Annotated in this window: 16 protein-coding genes; 5 read left to right on the forward strand and 11 right to left on the reverse strand. The window is 61.9% G+C overall.

The genetic code is table 11. The features are described from left to right. Positions 1-76 precede the first annotated feature (76 nt). From BLO80_RS23865 to bioB, 11 genes are all read right to left on the reverse strand, one after another. Positions 77-235: a YqaE/Pmp3 family membrane protein gene (locus tag BLO80_RS23865; protein WP_038436734.1), complete on the reverse strand. Its 159-nt coding sequence runs from the start codon at positions 233-235 to the stop codon at positions 77-79. A gap of 347 nt (positions 236-582) precedes the next feature. Beyond that, positions 583-2,361: an acyl-CoA dehydrogenase C-terminal domain-containing protein gene (locus tag BLO80_RS23870; RefSeq protein WP_092331281.1), complete on the reverse strand. Its 1,779-nt coding sequence runs from the start codon at positions 2,359-2,361 to the stop codon at positions 583-585. Between the two features lie 245 nt (positions 2,362-2,606). After that, a complete protein-coding gene (locus tag BLO80_RS23875) occupies positions 2,607-4,403 on the reverse strand; it encodes an acyl-CoA dehydrogenase C-terminal domain-containing protein (RefSeq protein ID WP_092331284.1) in 1,797 nt (598 codons plus the stop codon). Between the two features lie 91 nt (positions 4,404-4,494). Continuing rightward, positions 4,495-5,781, reverse strand: a complete 1,287-nt coding sequence (locus BLO80_RS23880) for a GGDEF domain-containing protein (protein WP_092255180.1) — start codon at positions 5,779-5,781, stop codon at positions 4,495-4,497. A 265-nt stretch (positions 5,782-6,046) separates the two neighbouring features. After that, complete coding sequence (locus BLO80_RS23885; RefSeq protein WP_092331286.1) at positions 6,047-7,852, reverse strand: phenylacyl-CoA dehydrogenase; 1,806 nt, start codon at positions 7,850-7,852, stop codon at positions 6,047-6,049. A 276-nt stretch (positions 7,853-8,128) separates the two neighbouring features. Continuing rightward, complete coding sequence (locus tag BLO80_RS23890) at positions 8,129-8,425, reverse strand: pyrroloquinoline quinone biosynthesis protein PqqE (protein ID WP_092331289.1); 297 nt, start codon at positions 8,423-8,425, stop codon at positions 8,129-8,131. Between the two features lie 119 nt (positions 8,426-8,544). Beyond that, positions 8,545-9,225 carry a dethiobiotin synthase gene (gene bioD, locus BLO80_RS23895; RefSeq protein WP_092331291.1) on the reverse strand — a complete coding sequence of 227 codons (681 nt, stop codon included), beginning with the start codon at positions 9,223-9,225 and terminating at the stop codon, positions 8,545-8,547. After that, positions 9,222-10,034 carry a malonyl-ACP O-methyltransferase BioC gene (gene bioC, locus BLO80_RS23900; RefSeq protein WP_092331294.1) on the reverse strand — a complete coding sequence of 271 codons (813 nt, stop codon included), beginning with the start codon at positions 10,032-10,034 and terminating at the stop codon, positions 9,222-9,224. The genes bioD and bioC overlap by 4 nt, the downstream gene beginning before the upstream one ends. Beyond that, positions 10,027-10,758, reverse strand: a complete 732-nt coding sequence (locus BLO80_RS23905) for an alpha/beta fold hydrolase (protein ID WP_092331296.1) — start codon at positions 10,756-10,758, stop codon at positions 10,027-10,029. The genes bioC and BLO80_RS23905 overlap by 8 nt, the downstream gene beginning before the upstream one ends. Next, a complete protein-coding gene (gene bioF, locus BLO80_RS23910) occupies positions 10,751-11,929 on the reverse strand; it encodes an 8-amino-7-oxononanoate synthase (protein ID WP_092331299.1) in 1,179 nt (392 codons plus the stop codon). Before bioF ends, BLO80_RS23905 begins: the two co-directional genes overlap by 8 nt. 167 nt (positions 11,930-12,096) lie before the next feature. Beyond that, positions 12,097-13,152, reverse strand: coding sequence for a biotin synthase BioB (gene bioB / locus BLO80_RS23915; RefSeq protein ID WP_014340550.1), 1,056 nt, complete (start codon positions 13,150-13,152; stop codon positions 12,097-12,099). A 90-nt stretch (positions 13,153-13,242) separates the two neighbouring features. Between bioB and BLO80_RS23920 the strand changes: the two genes are divergently transcribed. The 5 genes from BLO80_RS23920 (at position 13,243) to rarD (ending at position 19,065) form a co-directional block, all read left to right on the forward strand. Beyond that, positions 13,243-13,983, forward strand: a complete 741-nt coding sequence (locus BLO80_RS23920) for a ComF family protein (protein WP_092331301.1) — start codon at positions 13,243-13,245, stop codon at positions 13,981-13,983. 58 nt (positions 13,984-14,041) lie between these two features. Continuing rightward, a complete protein-coding gene (locus BLO80_RS23925) occupies positions 14,042-14,806 on the forward strand; it encodes a TOBE domain-containing protein (protein WP_092331304.1) in 765 nt (254 codons plus the stop codon). 67 nt (positions 14,807-14,873) lie between these two features. Continuing rightward, the gene (locus BLO80_RS23930) at positions 14,874-16,775 is read left to right on the forward strand and encodes a PhoX family protein (RefSeq protein ID WP_092331306.1); all 1,902 of its coding nucleotides are present in this window, start codon (positions 14,874-14,876) and stop codon (positions 16,773-16,775) included. A gap of 205 nt (positions 16,776-16,980) precedes the next feature. Continuing rightward, positions 16,981-17,955 (forward strand): serine/threonine protein kinase, encoded by a 975-nt coding sequence (locus BLO80_RS23935; RefSeq protein ID WP_092331309.1) that lies wholly within the window; start codon positions 16,981-16,983, stop codon positions 17,953-17,955. A gap of 222 nt (positions 17,956-18,177) precedes the next feature. After that, a complete protein-coding gene (rarD, locus tag BLO80_RS23940) occupies positions 18,178-19,065 on the forward strand; it encodes an EamA family transporter RarD (RefSeq protein ID WP_092331311.1) in 888 nt (295 codons plus the stop codon). Positions 19,066-19,165 lie beyond the last annotated feature (100 nt).

Genomic DNA, 19,165 nt, shown 5'->3' on the forward strand with positions numbered 1-19,165 from the left:
GGACTGACACACCGCTATCGCGAGCAAGCTCGCTCCCACAGGGGATAGACCATGTAATCGAATTCGCGCCAGATCCTCAGCGCTTGGCGATGATGTACACCGCATGCACGATGCCTGGGATGTAACCCAGTAATGTCAGCAGGATGTTCAGCCAGAAAGCCCCGCCAAAACCGACCTGCAGAAAAACACCCAGTGGTGGCAGCAGGATGGCGATGATGATTCGAATGATATCCATGGATGACTCCCTGATTGGCGATGGCTACGTTGCCATACAGCTCATTGACCCCCGACCGCTCGTCAGGGTTCAGTGAAAAACTCTCAGGAAAGACGGCCCGAACGGCCAAACCTGCGCAACGATATAAAACGCAGGCAAAAGAAAACCCCGCCGAAGCGGGGCTTTGCAGACTGTTTCCCTGACATCCATTTCACTCCGCCGTCCTGGCAGAATCCTACGTGTCCATGTTGTTACTTTGCGCGTCCTGCGCGGCGTCCATGTGAAGTAGATTAGCCCTGGATCCAATCTGCCGATAGAGGGAAAACGCCAGTACATTGTGTAAGCTTTTGCTTACACAATGTCAGTTTTTAGAACTGCCCTGGCTCCAGCAGAAACAGCGACTCGCTGCCAGCTTTCACCGAAGCACTCAGGGAGTGAATGCGCGGCAACAGGCGAGCGAAATAGAACCGCGCCGTGCCCAGTTTGCTCGCGTAGAAATCATCCTGGTTCTCCTTGCCAAAGGCCGCCTTGGCCATCAACGCCCACATGTAAGCGTAAGCGGTGTAGCCGAACGCCTGGAGGTACTCCACCGAAGCGGCGCCGATTTCGTTCGGGTTGTTCTTCGCCCGCTCCAGCAACCAATCGGTCAACTCATCCAGCGTCCCGACCGCGTCGTTCAGTGGCTGGGTGAACTCCGCCAGGTCGCTGCTCGCGGTGGCGGTGAAATGACGGATTTCATCGGCGAACAACCGGTAGAACGCACCGCCACTGCCGACGATCTTGCGCCCGACCAGATCCAGCGCCTGGATACCATTGGTACCTTCGTAGATCTGGGTGATGCGCACGTCACGCACCAGTTGCTCCTGGCCCCATTCACGAATGTAACCATGGCCGCCGAACACCTGCTGGCCATGGACCGTGGTTTCCAGGCCCAGGTCGGTCAGGAAAGCCTTGGCCACTGGGGTCAGCAACGCCACCAGGTCTTCGGCGCGCTTGCGGGTGACCGGGTCTTCGCTGAACTTGGCGGTATCCAGTTGCATCGCCACGTAGGTGGAAAATGCCCGGCCACCCTCGTTCGAGGCCTTCATGGTCAGCAGCATCCGACGCACGTCGGGGTGGACGATGATCGGGTCTGCGACCTTGTCCTTGTTCTGTGCACCAGTGGGCGAACGGCTTTGCAGGCGGTCACGGGCATATTCGACGGCGTTCTGGTAGGAACGCTCGCCGGAGGCCAGGCCCTGGATGCCGACCCCCAGACGCTCGTAGTTCATCATGGTGAACATCGCCGCCAGGCCTTTGTTCGGCTCGCCGACCAGGTAGCCCACGGCTTCATCGAAGTTCATCACGCAGGTGGCGGACGCCTGGATGCCCATCTTGTGTTCGATCGACCCGCAGTTGGCCGCGTTGCGCGCGCCCAGGCTGCCGTCGGCATTGACCATGAACTTGGGCACCAGGAACAGCGAGATACCCTTGGGGCCCGCCGGTGCGTCTGGCAGCTTCGCCAGCACCAGGTGAATGATGTTCTCGGTGAGGTCGTGCTCGCCACCGGTGATGAAAATCTTCGTGCCACTGACCTTGTAGGAACCGTCGGCCTGAGGTTCGGCCTTGGTGCGGATGATCCCCAGGTCCGTACCGGCGTGAGGCTCGGTCAGGCACATGGAACCGGCCCAGACGCCGGCGTACATGTTCGGCAGGTACGCCGCCTTCAGTTCTTCGCTGGCATGGGCATTGATCGACAGGCAGGCGCCAGCGGTCAGCATCGGATACAGGCCGAAGGACAGGCTGGCGGAGTTGACCATTTCCTCGACCTGGGCCGAGACGGCCTTGGGCATGCCCATGCCGCCGTACACCGGATCACCACCGACACCGACCCAACCGCCTTCAGCGTAAGTCTTGTAGGCCTGTGGGAAACCTGCCGGCGTGGTGACGGCGCCGTCGGCCCAGTGGCAACCTTCTTCGTCTGCGGCGCGGCTGAGGGGGGCGATGCTTTTGCTGGTGACTTTGCCGGCTTCTTCGAGGATCGCTTCGACCGTTTCAGCGTCCACGGTGTCGGCCAGTACCGGCAATTGGGCCCAGAGTTTCGTGACCTCGAACACTTCATTGAGGACGAAGCGCATATCGCGCAGGGGCGCTTTGTAGTCAGCCATGGCAAACCTCGCAGGATCTAAACAGTTGGGTTCGTAAAAGACGGTTTCGCAATGACCTCAGTGTACCTCAACAACTTTTGCGACACATAGGGTCAACCCATGACCGTTTTATTATTTTTGGTCACGGACGGGATTTGAAGATTAATCGTGGCGAGGGAGGCTTGCTCCCGCTTGAGTGCGCAGCACTCACAAAAAGAGCGCTAGCTACGCAGCCCAACGGGAGCAAACTCCCCGCGACGGTTCAGTCAGAGGGCAAACAACGCTGCCGGCAACTTCATCAAACACTCGCTCCCAGCCTCGACCGCAGTCCGATGGGCGGTCGTACGTGGCAACAGTCGCTTGAAGTAGAACTCGCAGGTCGCCAGTTTGGCCTGGCAGAAATCGCCGTCACCGTTGCCGCTGTCGAGCTGCGACTGGGCCACCAAGGCCATGCGCAACCACAGGTAGGCCAGAATGATGTAGCCGCTGTACATCAGGTAATCCACCGAGGCGGCACCCACTTCATCCGGATTTTTCATGGCGGCCATGCCGACCCGGGTGGTCAGTTCGCCCCATTGCTGATTGAGCCCATCGAGTTGCGCGACGTACGCCTCGAGCTGCGGATGTTGCGCATTGGCAGTGCAGAACTTATGGACAATCTTGGTGAAACCACGCAACAACTTGCCCTGGCTACCCAGCACCTTGCGCCCCAGCAGATCCAGGGCCTGGATGCCGTTGGTGCCCTCGTAGATCGGCGCGATGCGGCAGTCGCGTACCAACTGCTCCATGCCCCACTCGCGAATGAAGCCGTGGCCGCCGAACACTTGCATGCCGTGGTTGGTGACTTCCAGCCCAGTGTCGGTCATGAAGGCCTTGCAGATCGGGGTAAGAAACGCCAGCAGGTCCTCGGCCTCCTGGCGCGCGGTTTCGTCCGGGCTCAGGTGGGCGGTATCGAGCAGTTGCGCGGTGAAATAGGTCAGTGCCCGGTTGCCTTCGTTGAAGGCCTTCATAGTCAGCAACATCCTGCGCACATCGGGATGGACGATGATCGGGTCGGCGACTTTTTCCGGCGCCTTGGGACCGGTCAGCGCGCGCATCTGCAGACGCTCGTTGGCGTATTTGATCGCGCCCTGGAAGCTCGCCTCACCCAGGCACAGGCCCTGCATACCGGTGCCAAGCCGGGCGTGGTTCATCATGGTGAACATGCAGTTGAGGCCCTTGTTCGGCTCGCCGATCAGGAAGCCCTTGGCGTCATCAAAGTTCAGCACGCAAGTGGCCGACGCCTTGATGCCCATCTTGTGTTCGATCGAGCCGCAGAAAACGCCATTGCGCGCCCCGGCCTCACCCCTGGCGTCGGGCAGGAATTTGGGCACGATGAACAACGAGATGCCTTTGGTCCCGGCGGGGGCGTCGGGCAGCTTGGCCAGCACCAGATGGATGATGTTATCGCTCATGTCGTGTTCACCGGCGGAGATGAAAATCTTGCTGCCGGAGATCGCATAGCTGCCGTCGGCCTGGGGCACGGCACGGGTCTTGATGATGCCCAGGTCGGTGCCGCAGTGGGCTTCGGTCAGGCACATGGTGCCGGTCCACTGGCCGGCGGTGAGTTTGCTCAGGTAGGTCTGTTTCTGTTCTCCGGTGCCGTGGGCATGAATGGCCGACATGGCACCGTGGGTCAGGCCCGGGTACATGCCCCAGGACGTGTTGCTGGAACCGATCATCTCGCTGATGACCAAGCCCAGGGAGCTGGGCAAGCCTTGGCCACCATAAGCCGGATCTGCCGCCAAGCCGTGCCAGCCGCCTTCCACGTACTGTGCGAAAGCCTGCTTGAAGCCTGTAGGCGTGGTGACTACGCCGTCGTCGAAATGGCAGCCTTCTTCATCACCGGAGCGATTGAGCGGCGCCAGCACATTTTCACAGAATTTGGCGCCTTCCTCGAGGATCGCGCTGACCATGTCCGGGCTGGCATCGCTGGCGCCCAGTTCGGCATAACGGCCATGGAAATCGAAGACGTGATCGATCAGAAAGCGCATGTCGCGCAAGGGGGCTTTGTACTCGGGCATGGTGGTTTTCTCCGGTAGCAGATGGTTTCAACCTACTGCCGGCCACCCTGGCCCACAATCACAGTCCAGACGCTGAATGCGCCGTCATCACTCAACCCGCGGCTTCCATGCGCACCGCACCACGGCGGTTCTGGCCGAAGGCAACCACACAGTTACGCCCCGCGCCCTTGGCGTTATACAGCGCCTGGTCGGCGGACTTGAGCACTTCTTCGGGCGTGCGTTGCTCGAGGCGCTCCGCGACGCCGATGCTGACCGTCACCGATACGCTGGAAGCCCCCGCGCCGGAACGACGCTGGCGGCCTTGCTGGTCGTCCTGGGGACGGCTATCGGGGTTGCGCAGCTGGATGGCATACGTCTCGATGGACTGGCGGATGACCTCCAGATGGGGCATGCACTCGTCGATGGTCTTGCCTGCGAACACCAGGGCAAATTCCTCACCGCCATAGCGATACGCCCTACCGCCACCGCCGATCTTCGACAACTTGCTGGCGACCAGGCGCAGCACCTGGTCGCCCACGTCGTGGCCGTGGGTGTCGTTGAATTTCTTGAAATGGTCCACGTCACTCATCGCCAACACATAGTTGCGCCCCAGGCGCTGCATGCGTTCGTTCAGTGCCCGCCGCCCCGGCAGGCCGGTGAGTTCGTCACGGAAGGCCATTTGATAGGCCTCGTGGGCAACCGCCGCGGCGATCATCAACATCACCTGGCTGCACATGATGTTCAGGGTGAACGGCAGGATAAAGGTCTTGGGCAGCATCCAGAACAGCCCGAGCAACCCCACCAGTTGTGCGGCGTGCAGTGGCCGGGGATTGCGCCAGTATTGCCAGGCCAACAGCAGGAACGCGGCGGCGAACATCGGGTAGGACAATTGGATCAGGCTCATCCAGGCACCGTGCAACGCCGGCCAGCGGATCTCCGAAAGCCACAACAACAAGGCCTGGGGGAAACTCTGCTCCAAGGCCAGCGCCACACTGCCAAAGACCAGCAACACCGCGAACCGCGCCACCATGTCCTGGAACAGGTGGGTGCGCTCCTGCCACGCCGCGAACAGCCCGAACAACAGCGGCAACAACAGGCAGACGAGATGGAACACCACCGCCGCGTCTTCGCGCACCTTCCCGTTATCGCGATAAAAGTCGGTCTGGGTGTCCAGGAGAAAGTAGGCGATGTACACCGTGACCATCAGAAACAGTTCACGTTGACGTCGATAAACCGCGCAATACGCCCCGCCTAGCAACAGCACCAGCGTCGGGAGGACGTTGAACAGCGAGGTGAAGAAAACGTTGAGATCCTTGACGTAGGCAGCCGCAAGCCCCGCCACCAATAACAGCAATGACGGTAGGAAATGGCTCAAACGTACAGCGGAAGAACGCGGCAAGGGGTAAAACTCCGACCCGGCTGATCAAAGATGGCATTGTGCCTGCTATTGCAGCGTAAGGCACTGGAGATGTGACAGATGTCACACTGCCATCTCTGTAACGGCAGGAGGGACTGTTTTCTTAGGGTTCTGTTTGATGAATGTTTTTCAAAATATTCGGAGTTCCCTTGTGGGGAGCAGCGCGCTCCCACGAGGGATTTACAGCGGATAAGAAAAAGCCGCTGCTCCCGAAGGAAAGCAGCGGCTTGTGAGACCCGCTTAAGGCTTAGTAACCCAGCGCGAAATCTTCTTCTTTCATGTCCATCAGGTTGTTCGCGCCCGACAGCATGGCTGCCACGTGGGTACGGGTACGCGGCAGGATGCGCTGGAAGTAGAAGCGCGCGGTCTGCAGCTTGGCGGTGTAGAAGGCTTCTTCCGTGGTGCCGGCTGCGAGTTTTTCCGCCGCCAGGCGCGCCATGTCGGCCCAGAAATAGGCCAGGCAGGCGTAACCGGAGTACATCAGGTAGTCCACCGATGCCGCGCCCACTTCTTCACGATCCTTCATCGCCGCCATGCCGACCTTCATGGTCAGCTCGCCCCATTCCTTGTTCAGCGCAGCCAGGGGTTCGACGAACTCCTTGACCGCTTCGTTGCCTTCGTTGCTCTGGCAGAACTTGTGGACGATCTTGGTGAAGCCCTTGAGTGCCTCGCCCTGGGTCATCAGCACTTTACGGCCCAGCAGGTCGAGGGCCTGGATGCCGGTGGTGCCTTCGTACAGCATCGAAATACGACTGTCGCGAACGTTCTGCTCCATGCCCCACTCGGCGATAAAGCCGTGGCCGCCGTAGATCTGCACGCCATGGTTGGCCGATTCGAAACCGACTTCGGTCATGAAGGCCTTGGCGATCGGCGTCATGAACGCCAGCAGCGCATCGGCTTTTTTCTTCTCTTCTTCGTCCACACCGTACTTGACGATGTCGACCTGCTTGGCGGTGAAGTACACCATCGCCCGGTTACCTTCGGCAAAGGCCTTCATGGTCAGCAGCATGCGACGCACGTCTGGGTGCACGATGATCGGGTCGGCGGCCTTGTCTGGCGCTTTCGGGCCCGTCAGGGAACGCATTTGCAGGCGATCACGGGCATATTTCAGGCCGCCCTGGAAGCCGATCTCGGCGTGGGCCAGGCCTTGCAGCGCAGTGCCCAGGCGTGCGGTGTTCATGAAGGTGAACATGCAGTTCAGGCCTTTGTTCGCCGGGCCGATCAGGTAACCGGTGGCCGCGTCGAAGTTCATCACGCAAGTGGCGTTGCCGTGAATGCCCATCTTGTGTTCCAGGGAACCACAGCTCACCGCGTTGCGCTGACCGATGGAGCCATCGGCCTTAGGCAGGAATTTTGGAACGATGAACAGCGAAATGCCCTTGGTACCAGCCGGTGCATCCGGCAGGCGTGCCAGCACGATGTGGACGATGTTGTCGGCCATGTCATGTTCACCGGCCGAAATGAAGATCTTCGTACCGGAAACCTTGTAGGAACCGTCGGCCTGAGGCTCGGCCTTGGTGCGCAGCATGCCCAGGTCGGTGCCACAGTGCGGTTCGGTCAGGCACATGGTGCCGGTCCATTCGCCGGAAACCAGCTTGGTCAGGTAGGCCTCTTGCTGCTCGGGCGTACCGTGCTCGGAAATCGTGTTCATCGCGCCATGGGAAAGGCCCGGGTACATGCCCCACGACCAGTTGGCTTCACCGACCATCTCGCTGACCGCCAGGCCCAGGGATTCCGGCAGGCCTTGACCGCCATGCTCGACGTCGTGGGCCAGGCTCGGCCAGCCGCCTTCGACGAATTGCTTGTAGGCTTCCTTGAAACCGGTCGGGGTTTTCACGCCGGACTCGCTCCAGGTGCAGCCTTCGATGTCGCCCACACGGTTCAGCGGAGCCAGCACCTGCTCACAAAACTTGGCGCCTTCTTCGAGAATGGCGTCAACCATGTCCGGAGTTGCGTCCTGGCAAGCCGGAAGGCTCTGATAATGCGCTTCGTAGCCGAGCAGTTCGTCACGAACGAAGCGAATATCACGCAAGGGGGCCTTGTAGTCAGGCATAGCGATAAACCTCTGCTGATGTAACCGGGAATGGACGACCGCGTGGATTTGTTGTGACGGTCAAACAGTTGTTTGAAACATACGTTTACGCCCAAATCTTGTCAAGCGCCGATCTTTTGCCGTTCGTCATCAGCCTGAGAAAAATGTCGGACACAGGAAACCCATCGCCCTAAAGAATCCGCGATGCGCGTAGGGAAAGATTAGTTGAGCAATAAGACGTTAGAGACAAAAACGCCGCGAATAATCGCGGCGTCTTGGCAAACCTGAAGAGCAGGATCAGGCAAAGGTATCGATCAATGTCCCGAGCATTTCGTCGGATGCCTTGGCGACGTTGGCACCCAGTTGCACCTGGAACTTGCCCTGGGCCATTTCGACCATGTTAGCGGCCTGGTCCGACTGCTGGCTACGATCCACCGAACGCAAGCGATCGACCTGGACTTCCGAGGACTGGCTGGTGACCGAACGCTCGATCGTGTTGTTGGCGATCTGGCTGGACGCCTGATCGACACGGTTCTGCCCTGTCTGAATCGTGCTCAGACCGGCATAGAACGCGGTACTTCCTGAGATTTCCATGGCAGAACTCGTCTTCTTGAAGGGTCGACAGTGGCCATTGAATCAGAAGCCCAGGGAAAAGGCCCGACAAAAACACTAATGGCACAGTGCCGTGTCATAGGCAAAACCTTGGCGGGGTCTCAGTCCAGCAGATCCAGTTGCAGGTGTTCGGCCACGGCTTCGGCCGTCACGCTCTGGATCCGCGCCACCCTGCCCAGGCAGGGCGCCGGAAGTCGCTCGGCCAAGGTTGCCAGGTTTTCTTCCAGGCGCGAGGTGGCCGGGTCGATGATATTCGCGACCCAACCGGCAAGCTGCAAGCCATCACGGGCGATAGCCTCGGCGGTCAACAATGCGTGACTGATGCAACCCAGGCGCACGCCCACCACCAGAATCACCGGCAAGCCCAGCGCGATCGCCAGATCGGAAAGATTGTCCTGGCCGGCCAGCGGCACGCGCCAACCACCCGCGCCTTCGATCAAGGTGAAGTCGGCGCCCAGCGCCAGCACTTCGCGCATCGGGCCGAGTAGCGACTGCACCGTCAACGCAACGCCCGCTTCCCGGGCGGCCAAGTGCGGCGCTATTGCCGGTTCGAACGCCACCGGATTGACCTGTGCATAAGTCAACGGTACGGAGCATTCGGCCAGCAAGGCCAAGGCGTCGGCGTTGCGCAGGCCCTTGGGCGTCACGTCGCAGCCAGAGGCCACGGGCTTTCCGGCAGCCGTGCTCATGCCAGCCTGTCGCGCAGCATGTAGCAGGCCCGCCGCGACCGTGGTCTTGCCTACATCGGTGTCGGTGCCGGTAATGAAATAGGCCTTGCTCATAGCGGTTTCTCCAAAACGGCGTAGACCACCTGGTAAGTTGCCGGCAGCCCCTGGGCCTGACGAAACTGCTCATAGGCTTCAACCAGCGCGAGAATCCGCGCCCTGCCCGTCAAGCCACCGGGGCGACCAGGGTTCAGATTGTGGGCACCCAAAGCTTTCAATTCATGCGTCAGGCTGCGCACGTCAGGGTAATGCAACACATGAGGACGGTTTTCAAGACTGACGACATTCAGCCCGCTGGCCGCGCAAAGGTGTTGATACGTCTCGAACGCACGGAAACGGTTGACGTGTACCAAGCCATCCACCTGACGCCAGCTGTCGCGCAATTCGTACAAAGTGCCCACGCAGAGGCTGGTGAAGGCCAACACGCCACCCGGCTTCAACACACGATGGGCCTCGCTCAGCACCGTGGCGAAATCCGCGCACCACTGCACCGCCAGGCTGGAAAACACTAGGTCGCAGCTCGCCGCCTGCAAAGGCAGCCGCTCGGCATCACCGGCGACAAAGTACGCGGCGCCACCCTGGGGACGCGCATGGTTGAGCATGCCCTCGGCGATATCCAACGCCAGGCCGGTGCTCGCAGCAAAACGCGCACCCAAGGCCCGAGTGAAGTAGCCGGTGCCGCAGCCCAGGTCCAGCCAACGTTGCGGCGAGAAAGAAGGCGGCAAGCGACCGAGCAATTGCTCGCCCACATCGCGCTGCAGTTCGGCCACGCTGTCATAGCTGGTCGCCGCCCGGGAAAACGAAGCCGCTACCTGGCGCTTGTCGGGCAAGGCACCGGGCAATGGAGGGAGAGACAAATCAGTCATCGCCGGACTCATGCAAAAAAACCTGGATCGCCGCCGCTACACCGTGAGGGTCCTCCAGAAGGAATCCGTGGCCGGCTTGTTCAATCAGACCGATTTCGACATCCGGCAGCAAGACCAGCAAATCACCCGCGGCCTCGGCCGGCACCAGGGCGTCGAGCCCGGCAAACAGATGCAGTTGCGGGCCTCGGAAACTCTGCAACGCAGCGCGGGTGTCCAATCGCGCCAGCAGTTCGAGCCCGGCCATCAATACGTCGGGCGAAGTGCTTGGCGCTCCGGCCGACAACAACCGCGACAACCCGCGTGGATCGCCGCAGCCCTGGGCACACAGCAGACTGAAACGCTTGAGGGTCTGGCGTGGGTCGACTGCACAGCCGGCGAGAAAGCCATCGAACGTCTGGCCGTCCATCGCGCTCGGCCATTGCTCGTGGGCGACAAACGACGGATTACTGGCCATGGTCAGCAGGCCACAGCAGCGCTCACCCCGGCGCGCCGCCAGCGCCGAAGCCAGCATGCCGCCCAGGGACCAGCCGCCCAGCCAGGTGTCCTGAGGCACGGTGGCGTCCAATTCTTCGAGCCATTCATCGGGGTCGCTCGATAGCAATGCCGGCAACGGCTCGATTTCCACCCGCAGGTGTTCGTCGAGCCCTTGCAAGGCCGCCGCCAGCGGTTCCAGCGGAGAAACACCCAAGCCCCAACCGGGCAGCAAAATCAATCGATCACGCATGGCTTGGCTCCGGCCCCAACAGGGCAAAACACTCGGCCAGTGCATTCAACAATAGCTGCACCTGGGCCTCGCTGTGGGCGGCGGTCAGGGTCACGCGCAAACGAGCGCTGCCGGCCGGCACGGTGGGTGGGCGGATCGCCGTGACCATCAGTCCCCGCTCACGCAGCATCTGCGACAAGCGCATGGCCCGCCCCGCATCGCCCACCAGGATCGGCTGGATCGGCGTGAAGCTGTCCATCAATTGCAGGCCGATCTGCTCGGCACCCTGGCGGAACTGGCGGATCAGCACCTGCAGGTGTTCGCGCCGCCAATGCTCGTCGCGCAGCAGTTCAAGGCTCTTGAGCGTGGCACAGGCCAGGGCCGGCGGTTGGCTGGTGGTGTAGATGTAGGGACGCGCGAACTGGATCAGGCTTTCGATCAGTTCCTCGCTACCGGCGACGAAGGCACCGGCGGTGCCAAAGGCCTTGCCCAGGGTACCGACCAGCACCGGCACGTCGTCCTGGCTCAAGCCGAAATGTTCGACAATACCGCCGCCATGGGCCCCCAGCGGACCGAAGCCGTGGGCATCGTCGACCATCAGCCAGGCGCCCCGGGCCTTTGCCTCACGGGCCAGGGCCGGCAGGTCGGCAATGTCGCCGTCCATGCTGAACACGCCGTCGGTGACCACCAGGGTATTGCCCGTGGCTTTCTCCAGGCGACTGGCCAGGCTCTGGGCATCGTTGTGCAGGTATCGGTTGAAACGCGCACCGGACAACAGCCCGGCGTCGAGCAGCGAAGCATGATTGAGGCGGTCTTCCAGCACCGTATCGCCCTGCCCCACCAGCGCGGTGACGGCGCCGAGGTTGGCCATGTAACCGGTGGTGAACAGCAACGCCCGCGGACGCCCCGTCAGGTCGGCCAATGCTTCTTCCAGGGCGTGATGAGGACTGCTGTGGCCGATCACCAAATGGGAGGCGCCACCCCCGACTCCCCAACGCGCCGCGCCGGCGCGCCAGGCCTCGATCACTTGCGGGTGATTGGCCAGGCCCAGGTAATCGTTGTTGCAGAACGCCAGCAACGGCTGGCCGTCCACCACCACTTCCGGGCCCTGGGGGCTTTCGAGCAGCGGGCGCTGGCGGTAGAGGTTGTCGGCACGACGGGCAGCCAGGCGTGCGGCGAGATCGAAGGGCATGCAGGCCTCGGGGTGAACCGTTTATGGACGGAGTGAGATCCCTGTAGGAGCGAGCTTGCTCGCGATGAGGCCATGACATTCAACATCTCTGTCGGCTGTTATACCGCCATCGCGAGCAAGCTCGCTCCCACAGGGTCTTGCATTCCAATCAGGGCATCGGTGAGCGATCAGACAGCGGCGTTGTAAAACTGCTCGCTGCTCTTCTGCTCCACCAGCGCCTGTTCTATCGCCGCCTGGTGCACTTCGTCGGCATGTTCTTCGCGGGCTTCGGGCTGGATGCCCAGGCGTGCGAACAATTGCATGTCCTTGTCGGCTTGCGGGTTGGCGGTGGTCAACAGCTTGTCGCCGTAGAAAATCGAGTTGGCGCCGGCAAAAAATGCCAGCGCCTGCATCTGCTCGTTCATCGCTTCACGACCCGCGGACAGGCGCACATGGGACTGGGGCATCATGATCCGCGCCACGGCAAGCATACGGATGAAATCGAACGGATCGATGTCTTCGGCATTTTCCAGCGGCGTGCCGGCGACTTTGACCAGCATGTTGATCGGCACCGATTCCGGGTGCTCCGGCAGGTTCGCCAGCTGGATCAGCAGGTTGGCGCGGTCGTCCAGGGACTCGCCCATGCCCAGGATGCCGCCGGAGCAGATCTTCATCCCCGAATCACGCACATAGGCCAGGGTTTGCAGGCGCTCGCTGTAGGTACGGGTGGTGATGATGCTGCCGTAGAACTCCGGCGAGGTATCGAGGTTGTGGTTGTAGTAGTCCAGGCCAGCCTGGGCCAGCGCTTCGGTCTGTTCCTGATCGAGACGACCCAGGGTCATGCAGGTTTCCAGGCCCATGGCCTTCACGCCTTTGACCATTTCCAGCACATATGGCATGTCCTTGGCCGACGGATGTTTCCAGGCCGCGCCCATGCAGAAACGGGTCGAACCGATGGCCTTGGCCCGCGCAGCCTCTTCGAGGACCTTCTGCACTTCGAGCAATTTCTCTTTATCCAGACCGGTGTTGTAGTGACCGGACTGCGGACAATATTTGCAATCTTCCGGGCAAGCGCCGGTCTTGATCGACAGCAGCGTGGAAACCTGGACGCGGTTGGCGTCGAAGTGCGCGCGGTGCACGGTCTGCGCCTGGAACAACAGGTCATTGAATGGCTGGACAAAGAGTGCTTTGACTTCGGCCAAAGACCAGTCATGACGCAGGTTGGCAGTGGTGCTGGCGCTCATGGGCATTTCCTTGATTATGCTTGGCTGGCGCCTGGGGCATGCAATACCCACAGGCGCGACACGGATGTTCGGCATATTTAAGGAAGAGTCATGCGCTGTCAACCACGATACAAGGGACCGGTTTACATCTGGTTAAAAAACAAACAATCCTGCCTGCTGTGTGGCGAAAGTACGGATACCCCGCAGCCTATCTGCACCCCTTGCGAAAGCGAGCTGCCCTGGCTCGGCGATCAATGCAGCATTTGCGCCCTGCCACTGCCCATGGCGGGACTGCGTTGCGGCCAATGTGCCTCGCGGCCGCCGGCCTTCGAGCGGGTCCTGGCGCCCTGGGCCTACGACTTCCCGGTGGACAGCCTGATCACCCGCTTCAAGCATCAGGCGAAATGGCCCCTTGGCCGGCTGCTGGGCGAACTGCTGACGCAATCGCTGCAACATCATTTCGACGAAGGGCTGGAGCGGCCCGACGCACTGGTACCGGTGCCACTGGCCACTCGGCGTTTGCGCCAGCGCGGTTTCAACCAGGCGGCACTGCTGGCCCGCTGGCTCAGTGGGCCGCTGGCGATCCCTTGCGAAGAAAACCTGTTGCGACGCACTCAGGACACGCCCGCCCAACAGGCCCTCGACGCCAGGGCCCGACGACAAAACCTGCGCCAGGCCTTTGCCCTCGCGCCCCAGGCAACGTTACGCAATCGTCACCTGGCGCTGGTCGACGATGTACTCACTACCGGCGCCACCGCCCAGGCCCTGGCCGCCCTGTTACTCGATGCCGGCGCCGCGCGGGTCGACGTGTATTGCCTGGCCCGCACGCCGAAACCCGGTGAACCGGCTTGACGTGCCGCACCCAAGGCGCCAACGTCCGTTCATCGACTTTTGCACGCGGTTTGCCTTCATGTCATTGCCCACGCTCCTGACCCAGCACATCGTTCGGCGACCACAACGCATCGCCCTGCTGCAGCACATCGCCGAACAGGGCTCGATCACCCGCGCCGCCAAGAGCGCGGGCCTGAGCTACAAGGCGGCCTGGGATGCCATCGATGAGTTGAACAACCTCGCAGACCATCCGTTGGTGGAGCGCAGCGTCGGCGGCAAGGGTGGTGGCGGCGCCAGGCTGTCGGGGGAAGGTCAACGGGTGCTGCGCCTGTATCAGCGCCTGCAAGCGCTGCAGGCGCAACTGCTGGAAGCCAGCGAAGACGCCGGGGACCTGGGCCTGCTCAGTCGCCTGATGCTGCGCACCAGTGCCCGCAATCAATTGCATGGCAAGGTCTTGGGCATCGAGGCCCAGGGGCACAACGACCGGGTACGCCTGGAACTGGCCCGGGGCCTGGTCATCGAAGCGCAGATCACCCATGACAGCACGTTGCGCCTGGAGCTGGGTGTCGGCACCGACGTGGTGGCGCTGATCAAGGCCGGTTGGCTGGAATTACACCCCGTCGAACAAGCGGAAAAACCGGGGATCAATACGCTGCGCGGCGTGATCGAGCAGGTCGACGCCGCCGAAGACGGCCCCAGCGAAGTGCGCATCGGCCTGCCCAACGGCCAGACGCTGTGCGCCCTGGCCGAGCCGCTTGAGTTGCAAGCGCAGAACCTGGCAGTCGGCTCACCGGTGCAAGTGACGTTTTCAGCGACAAATGTGCTGCTCGGCACACCGCTGTAGCGCGCTGCAACAATAGTTTCATCGACCCGCTTTAAGGTGACTGCCAAAACCAGCAGGGAGCCTGATGATGAGCCTATTAGAAGAAAACCAATCCACCGACCTGGAAAAGATCGTCGGCCTGAGCCGGCGCCGTTTCATCAGCGCTGGCGCCCTGTGCGGCGCGGCGATGTTCCTGGGCGGCAACCTGCTGAGCCGCAGCGTGCTGGCCGCCGCCGTGAGCGAAGGCAACAGCCGGCTGCTGGGTTTCAACAGTATCGCCGCCGCCACGGCCGACACCATTACGCTGCCGCCGGGCTACAAAGCCTCGGTGCTGATCAGCTGGGGCCAGCCGCTGCAGAAAAATGCACCGGCGTTCGACCCCAGTGGCAATGGAACTGCCCGCGCACAGGAAGTGCAGTTTGGCGACAACAACGACGGCATGAGCCTGTTCGAATTCCCCGGTGACAAGAACCGGGCGCTGATGGCGATCAACAACGAATACACCAACTACCGCTACCTCTTTCCCCACGGTGGCCAGCCGCAGTCGGCCGAAGACGTGCACAAGGCCCAGGCCAGCGAAGGGGTGTCGGTCATCGAGGTCCAGCGTCGTCGCGGGCAGTGGCAGTTCGTCCAGGAGTCGCGCTACAACCGCAGGATCCACGGCAACACGCCGATTCGCCTGCGTGGCCCGGCCGCCGGCCACGACCTGCTGAAAACCAGTGCCGACAAGAGCGGCAAGAAAGTGCTGGGCACCTTCCAGAACTGCGCCAACGGCATGACGCCGTGGGGCACCTACCTGACCTGCGAAGAAAACTTCACCGACTGCTTCGGCAGCAGCAAGAGCGACCTGCAGTTCGATGAGGCGCAAAAGCGCTATGGCGCCACCGTCACCAGCCGCGAGATCAACTGGCACCTGTACGATCCGCGTTTCGACCTGGCGAAGAACCCCAACGAACTCAATCGCCATGGCTGGGTAGTGGAAATCGATCCGTTCGATCCAGAATCCACGCCGGTGAAACGCACCGCCCTGGGCCGCTTCAAACACGAAAACGCCGCCCTGGCACAAACCAACGACGGTCGCGCCGTGGTGTACATGGGCGACGATGAACGCGGTGAGTTCATCTACAAGTTCGTCAGCCGCGAGCGCATCAATCATCGCAATGCCAAGGCCAACCGCAACCTGCTGGACCACGGCACCTTGTACGTGGCGCGCTTCGACGCCGGCGACGGCAACCCGGACCATCCCAAAGGCAAGGGCCAATGGATCGAGTTGACCCACGGCAAGAACGGCCTCGACGCCAGCAGTGGCTTCGCCGACCAGGCCGAGGTGCTGATCCATGCGCGCCTGGCCGCCAGCGCCGTGGGTGCCACCCGCATGGACCGGCCTGAATGGATCGTGGTCAGCCCGAAAGACGGCCAGGTCTATTGCACCCTGACCAACAACTCCAAGCGCGGCGAAGACGGCCAACCGGTGGGCGGGCCGAACCCTCGGGCCAAGAACGTCTACGGGCAGATCCTGCGCTGGCGCACCGACCGCGACGATCACGCCTCCAAGACCTTTTCTTGGGATCTGTTCGTGGTCGCCGGCAACCCGGCGGTACACGCCGGCACGCCGAAAGCCGGGTCGTCCAATATCAACCCGCAGAACATGTTCAACAGCCCCGATGGCCTGGGTTTCGACAAGGCTGGCCGGCTGTGGATTCTCACCGACGGCGACGTCAGCAACACCGGGGACTTCGCCGGCATGGGCAACAACCAGATGCTCTGCGCCGACCCCAACAGTGGCGAAATCCGCCGCTTCATGGTCGGACCGGTGGGCTGCGAAGTGACCGGGATCAGTTTTGCCCCGGACCAGAAAGCCTTGTTCGTCGGGATCCAGCATCCAGGGGAAAACGGTGGCTCGACCTTCCCTGAGCACCTGCCCAACGGCAAGCCGCGGTCTTCGGTGATGGTGATTACCCGGGAAGATGGCGGAGTCATCGGCGCCTGACAGGGCCTCATCGCGAGCAAGCTCGCTCCCACAATGTGGACTGCCCCCAAAAAATTGGACTTTTGGGGTCAGTCCAATGGATCCGCTATCCCTGTGGGAGCGAGCTTGCTCGCGATAACGTCAGCACAGCCGCCACCTATCTGCCTCTGTCTGCGCTACCATGCTGTGCCGGACGCGGCCACCCTGCCGCTGCGCAGGAGTCAGCATGTCCCATCCGTTCGAAACCCTCACGCCCGACCTGGTGCTCGATGCCGTTGAAAGTATCGGCTTTCTCAGCGACGCCCGCGTGTTGGCCCTCAACAGCTACGAGAACCGCGTCTATCAGGTCGGCATCGAAGATTCCGAGCCGCTGATCGCCAAGTTCTATCGCCCCCAGCGCTGGACCAACGAAGCGATCCTGGAAGAGCACAGCTTTACCTTCGAACTGGCCGAATACGAAGTGCCCGTGGTGGCACCGCTGATCCACAACGGCGTCAGCCTGCACGAACACGCCGGGTTTCGTTTCACCCTGTTTCCTCGTCGCGGTGGCCGGGCGCCGGAGCCGGGCAATCTCGACCAACTCTATCGCCTGGGACAATTGCTCGGACGCCTGCACGCGCTCGGGGCGACCCGGCCGTTCGAGCATCGCGAAGCCCTGGGCGTGAAAAATTTCGGCCACGATTCATTGACCACCGTGCTGGCCAGCGGCTTCGTTCCCCGCAGCCTGCTGCCGGCTTATGAGTCGGTCGCCCGGGACTTGCTCAAGCGCGTCGAAGAGGTCTACGCCGCCACGCCCCACCAGAACATCCGCATGCACGGCGATTGCCATCCCGGCAACATGATGTGCCGCGACGAGGTGTTCCACATCGTCGACCTGGACGACTGCCGCATGGGCCCGGCGGTGCAGGACCTGTGGATGATGCTCGCCGGCGATCGCCAGGAGTGTCTGGGGCAACTGTCGGAACTGATGGACGGCTACCGTGAGTTCCACGACTTCGACCCGCGTGAACTGGCGCTGATCGAGCCGCTGCGGGCCCTGCGCCTGATGCACTACAGCGCCTGGCTGGCGCGGCGCTGGGACGACCCGGCGTTTCCCCGCAGCTTCCCGTGGTTCGGCAGCGAACGCTACTGGGGCGACCAGGTGCTGGCATTGCGCGAGCAATTGGCGGCGCTCAACGAAGAGCCGTTGAAGCTGTTCTGATTGGCTTCAGCAGTCACCGCGCCGCCCTTGTGGGAGCGGGCTTGCTCGCGAAGACGGAGGAACATTCAATATTCATGTCGACTGAAGCACCGCTTTCGCGAGCAAGCCCGCTCCCACAGAGGGATCTGTGCCGGGGCCAGAACGCTCCCAAAGGTTCACAGCACAACCTGACAAATCTCCTTACAATCACGCCTTTGTTAGCTGCCTAAGCAAGGATTCTGCATGCAAGCCGCCAACCCGCGTCGCGGGTATATCCTGGGCCTGAGTGCCTACATCATCTGGGGTCTGTTCCCGATCTACTTCAAGGCCATCGCCAGCGTGCCGTCAGTGGAAATCATCATCCACCGGGTGCTGTGGTCGGCACTGTTTGGCGCGGCATTGCTGCTGGTCTGGAAACACCCGGGCTGGTGGCGCGAACTGCGGGACAATCCACAGCGCCTGGCGATTCTCGCCCTGAGTGGGACACTGATCGCGGCCAACTGGCTGACCTACGTCTGGGCGGTGAACAACGAACGCATGCTCGAGGCCAGCCTGGGTTACTACATCAACCCGTTGGTGAACGTGTTGCTGGGCATGTTGATCCTGGGTGAGCGGCTGCGGCGCATGCAATGGTTGGCGGTGGGGCTGGCGGCCGTCGGCGTGGCGCAGCAGGTCTGGCAAGTAGGTAGCCTGCCATGGGTGTCGCTGGTGCTCGCGCTGACCTTCGGTTTCTATGGGCTGATCCGCAAACAAGCGCCAGTCAAGGCCTTGCCGGGGCTGGTGGTGGAAACCTGGATGCTGGTGCCGATCGCCATCGCCTGGTTGCTGTTCAATCCCGCGGCCACCAGTGCCCAGGCCGCGTTCTGGACCACCTCCGAAGCCTGGTGGCTGGTAGCAGCCGGCCCTGTGACCCTCGTTCCGCTGGTGTGCTTCAACGCCGCGGCCCGGCACTTGCCCTACACCACCCTGGGGTTTCTTCAGTACATCGCACCGACGCTGGTGCTGCTGCTCGCCGTGTTGCTGTTCGGCGAGCACCTGTCGTCCAGCACGTTGGTGGCGTTCCTGTTCATCTGGGCCGGGCTGGCGGTGTACAGCGTCGATGCGGTGATCAGCATGCGCCGGCGCAGCTGATCAAAAAACGCACAACCCCCTACAGGCCACGTCTGCCGTGGCCTGCGCTTATCCTTCCCAAGGTTATCCACAGCGTGATCCCCGCCGTTTGTGCACAAGC

Origin of the sequence: Pseudomonas sp. NFACC56-3, assembly GCF_900100025.1 — a bacterium.
Classification (GTDB): domain Bacteria; phylum Pseudomonadota; class Gammaproteobacteria; order Pseudomonadales; family Pseudomonadaceae; genus Aquipseudomonas; species Aquipseudomonas fluorescens_AA.

Bases quoted from the DNA above. Each gene is read 5' to 3' on its own strand.
- BLO80_RS23925 (WP_092331304.1), top strand. From the start codon at position 14,042: ATGTCATTGCCCACGCTCCTGACCCAGCACATCGTTCGGCGACCACAA.
- BLO80_RS23870 (WP_092331281.1), bottom strand. From the start codon at position 2,361: ATGGCTGACTACAAAGCGCCCCTGCGCGATATGCGCTTCGTCCTCAAT.
- BLO80_RS23930 (WP_092331306.1), top strand. From the start codon at position 14,874: ATGAGCCTATTAGAAGAAAACCAATCCACCGACCTGGAAAAGATCGTC.
- bioF (WP_092331299.1), bottom strand. From the start codon at position 11,929: ATGCCCTTCGATCTCGCCGCACGCCTGGCTGCCCGTCGTGCCGACAAC.
- BLO80_RS23935 (WP_092331309.1), top strand. From the start codon at position 16,981: ATGTCCCATCCGTTCGAAACCCTCACGCCCGACCTGGTGCTCGATGCC.
- BLO80_RS23885 (WP_092331286.1), bottom strand. From the start codon at position 7,852: ATGCCTGACTACAAGGCCCCCTTGCGTGATATTCGCTTCGTTCGTGAC.
- BLO80_RS23865 (WP_038436734.1), bottom strand. From the start codon at position 235: ATGGATATCATTCGAATCATCATCGCCATCCTGCTGCCACCACTGGGT.
- BLO80_RS23920 (WP_092331301.1), top strand. From the start codon at position 13,243: ATGCGCTGTCAACCACGATACAAGGGACCGGTTTACATCTGGTTAAAA.
- bioC (WP_092331294.1), bottom strand. From the start codon at position 10,034: ATGACTGATTTGTCTCTCCCTCCATTGCCCGGTGCCTTGCCCGACAAG.
- bioD (WP_092331291.1), bottom strand. From the start codon at position 9,225: ATGAGCAAGGCCTATTTCATTACCGGCACCGACACCGATGTAGGCAAG.
- bioB (WP_014340550.1), bottom strand. From the start codon at position 13,152: ATGAGCGCCAGCACCACTGCCAACCTGCGTCATGACTGGTCTTTGGCC.
- BLO80_RS23875 (WP_092331284.1), bottom strand. From the start codon at position 4,403: ATGCCCGAGTACAAAGCCCCCTTGCGCGACATGCGCTTTCTGATCGAT.
- BLO80_RS23905 (WP_092331296.1), bottom strand. From the start codon at position 10,758: ATGCGTGATCGATTGATTTTGCTGCCCGGTTGGGGCTTGGGTGTTTCT.
- rarD (WP_092331311.1), top strand. From the start codon at position 18,178: ATGCAAGCCGCCAACCCGCGTCGCGGGTATATCCTGGGCCTGAGTGCC.
- BLO80_RS23890 (WP_092331289.1), bottom strand. From the start codon at position 8,425: ATGGAAATCTCAGGAAGTACCGCGTTCTATGCCGGTCTGAGCACGATT.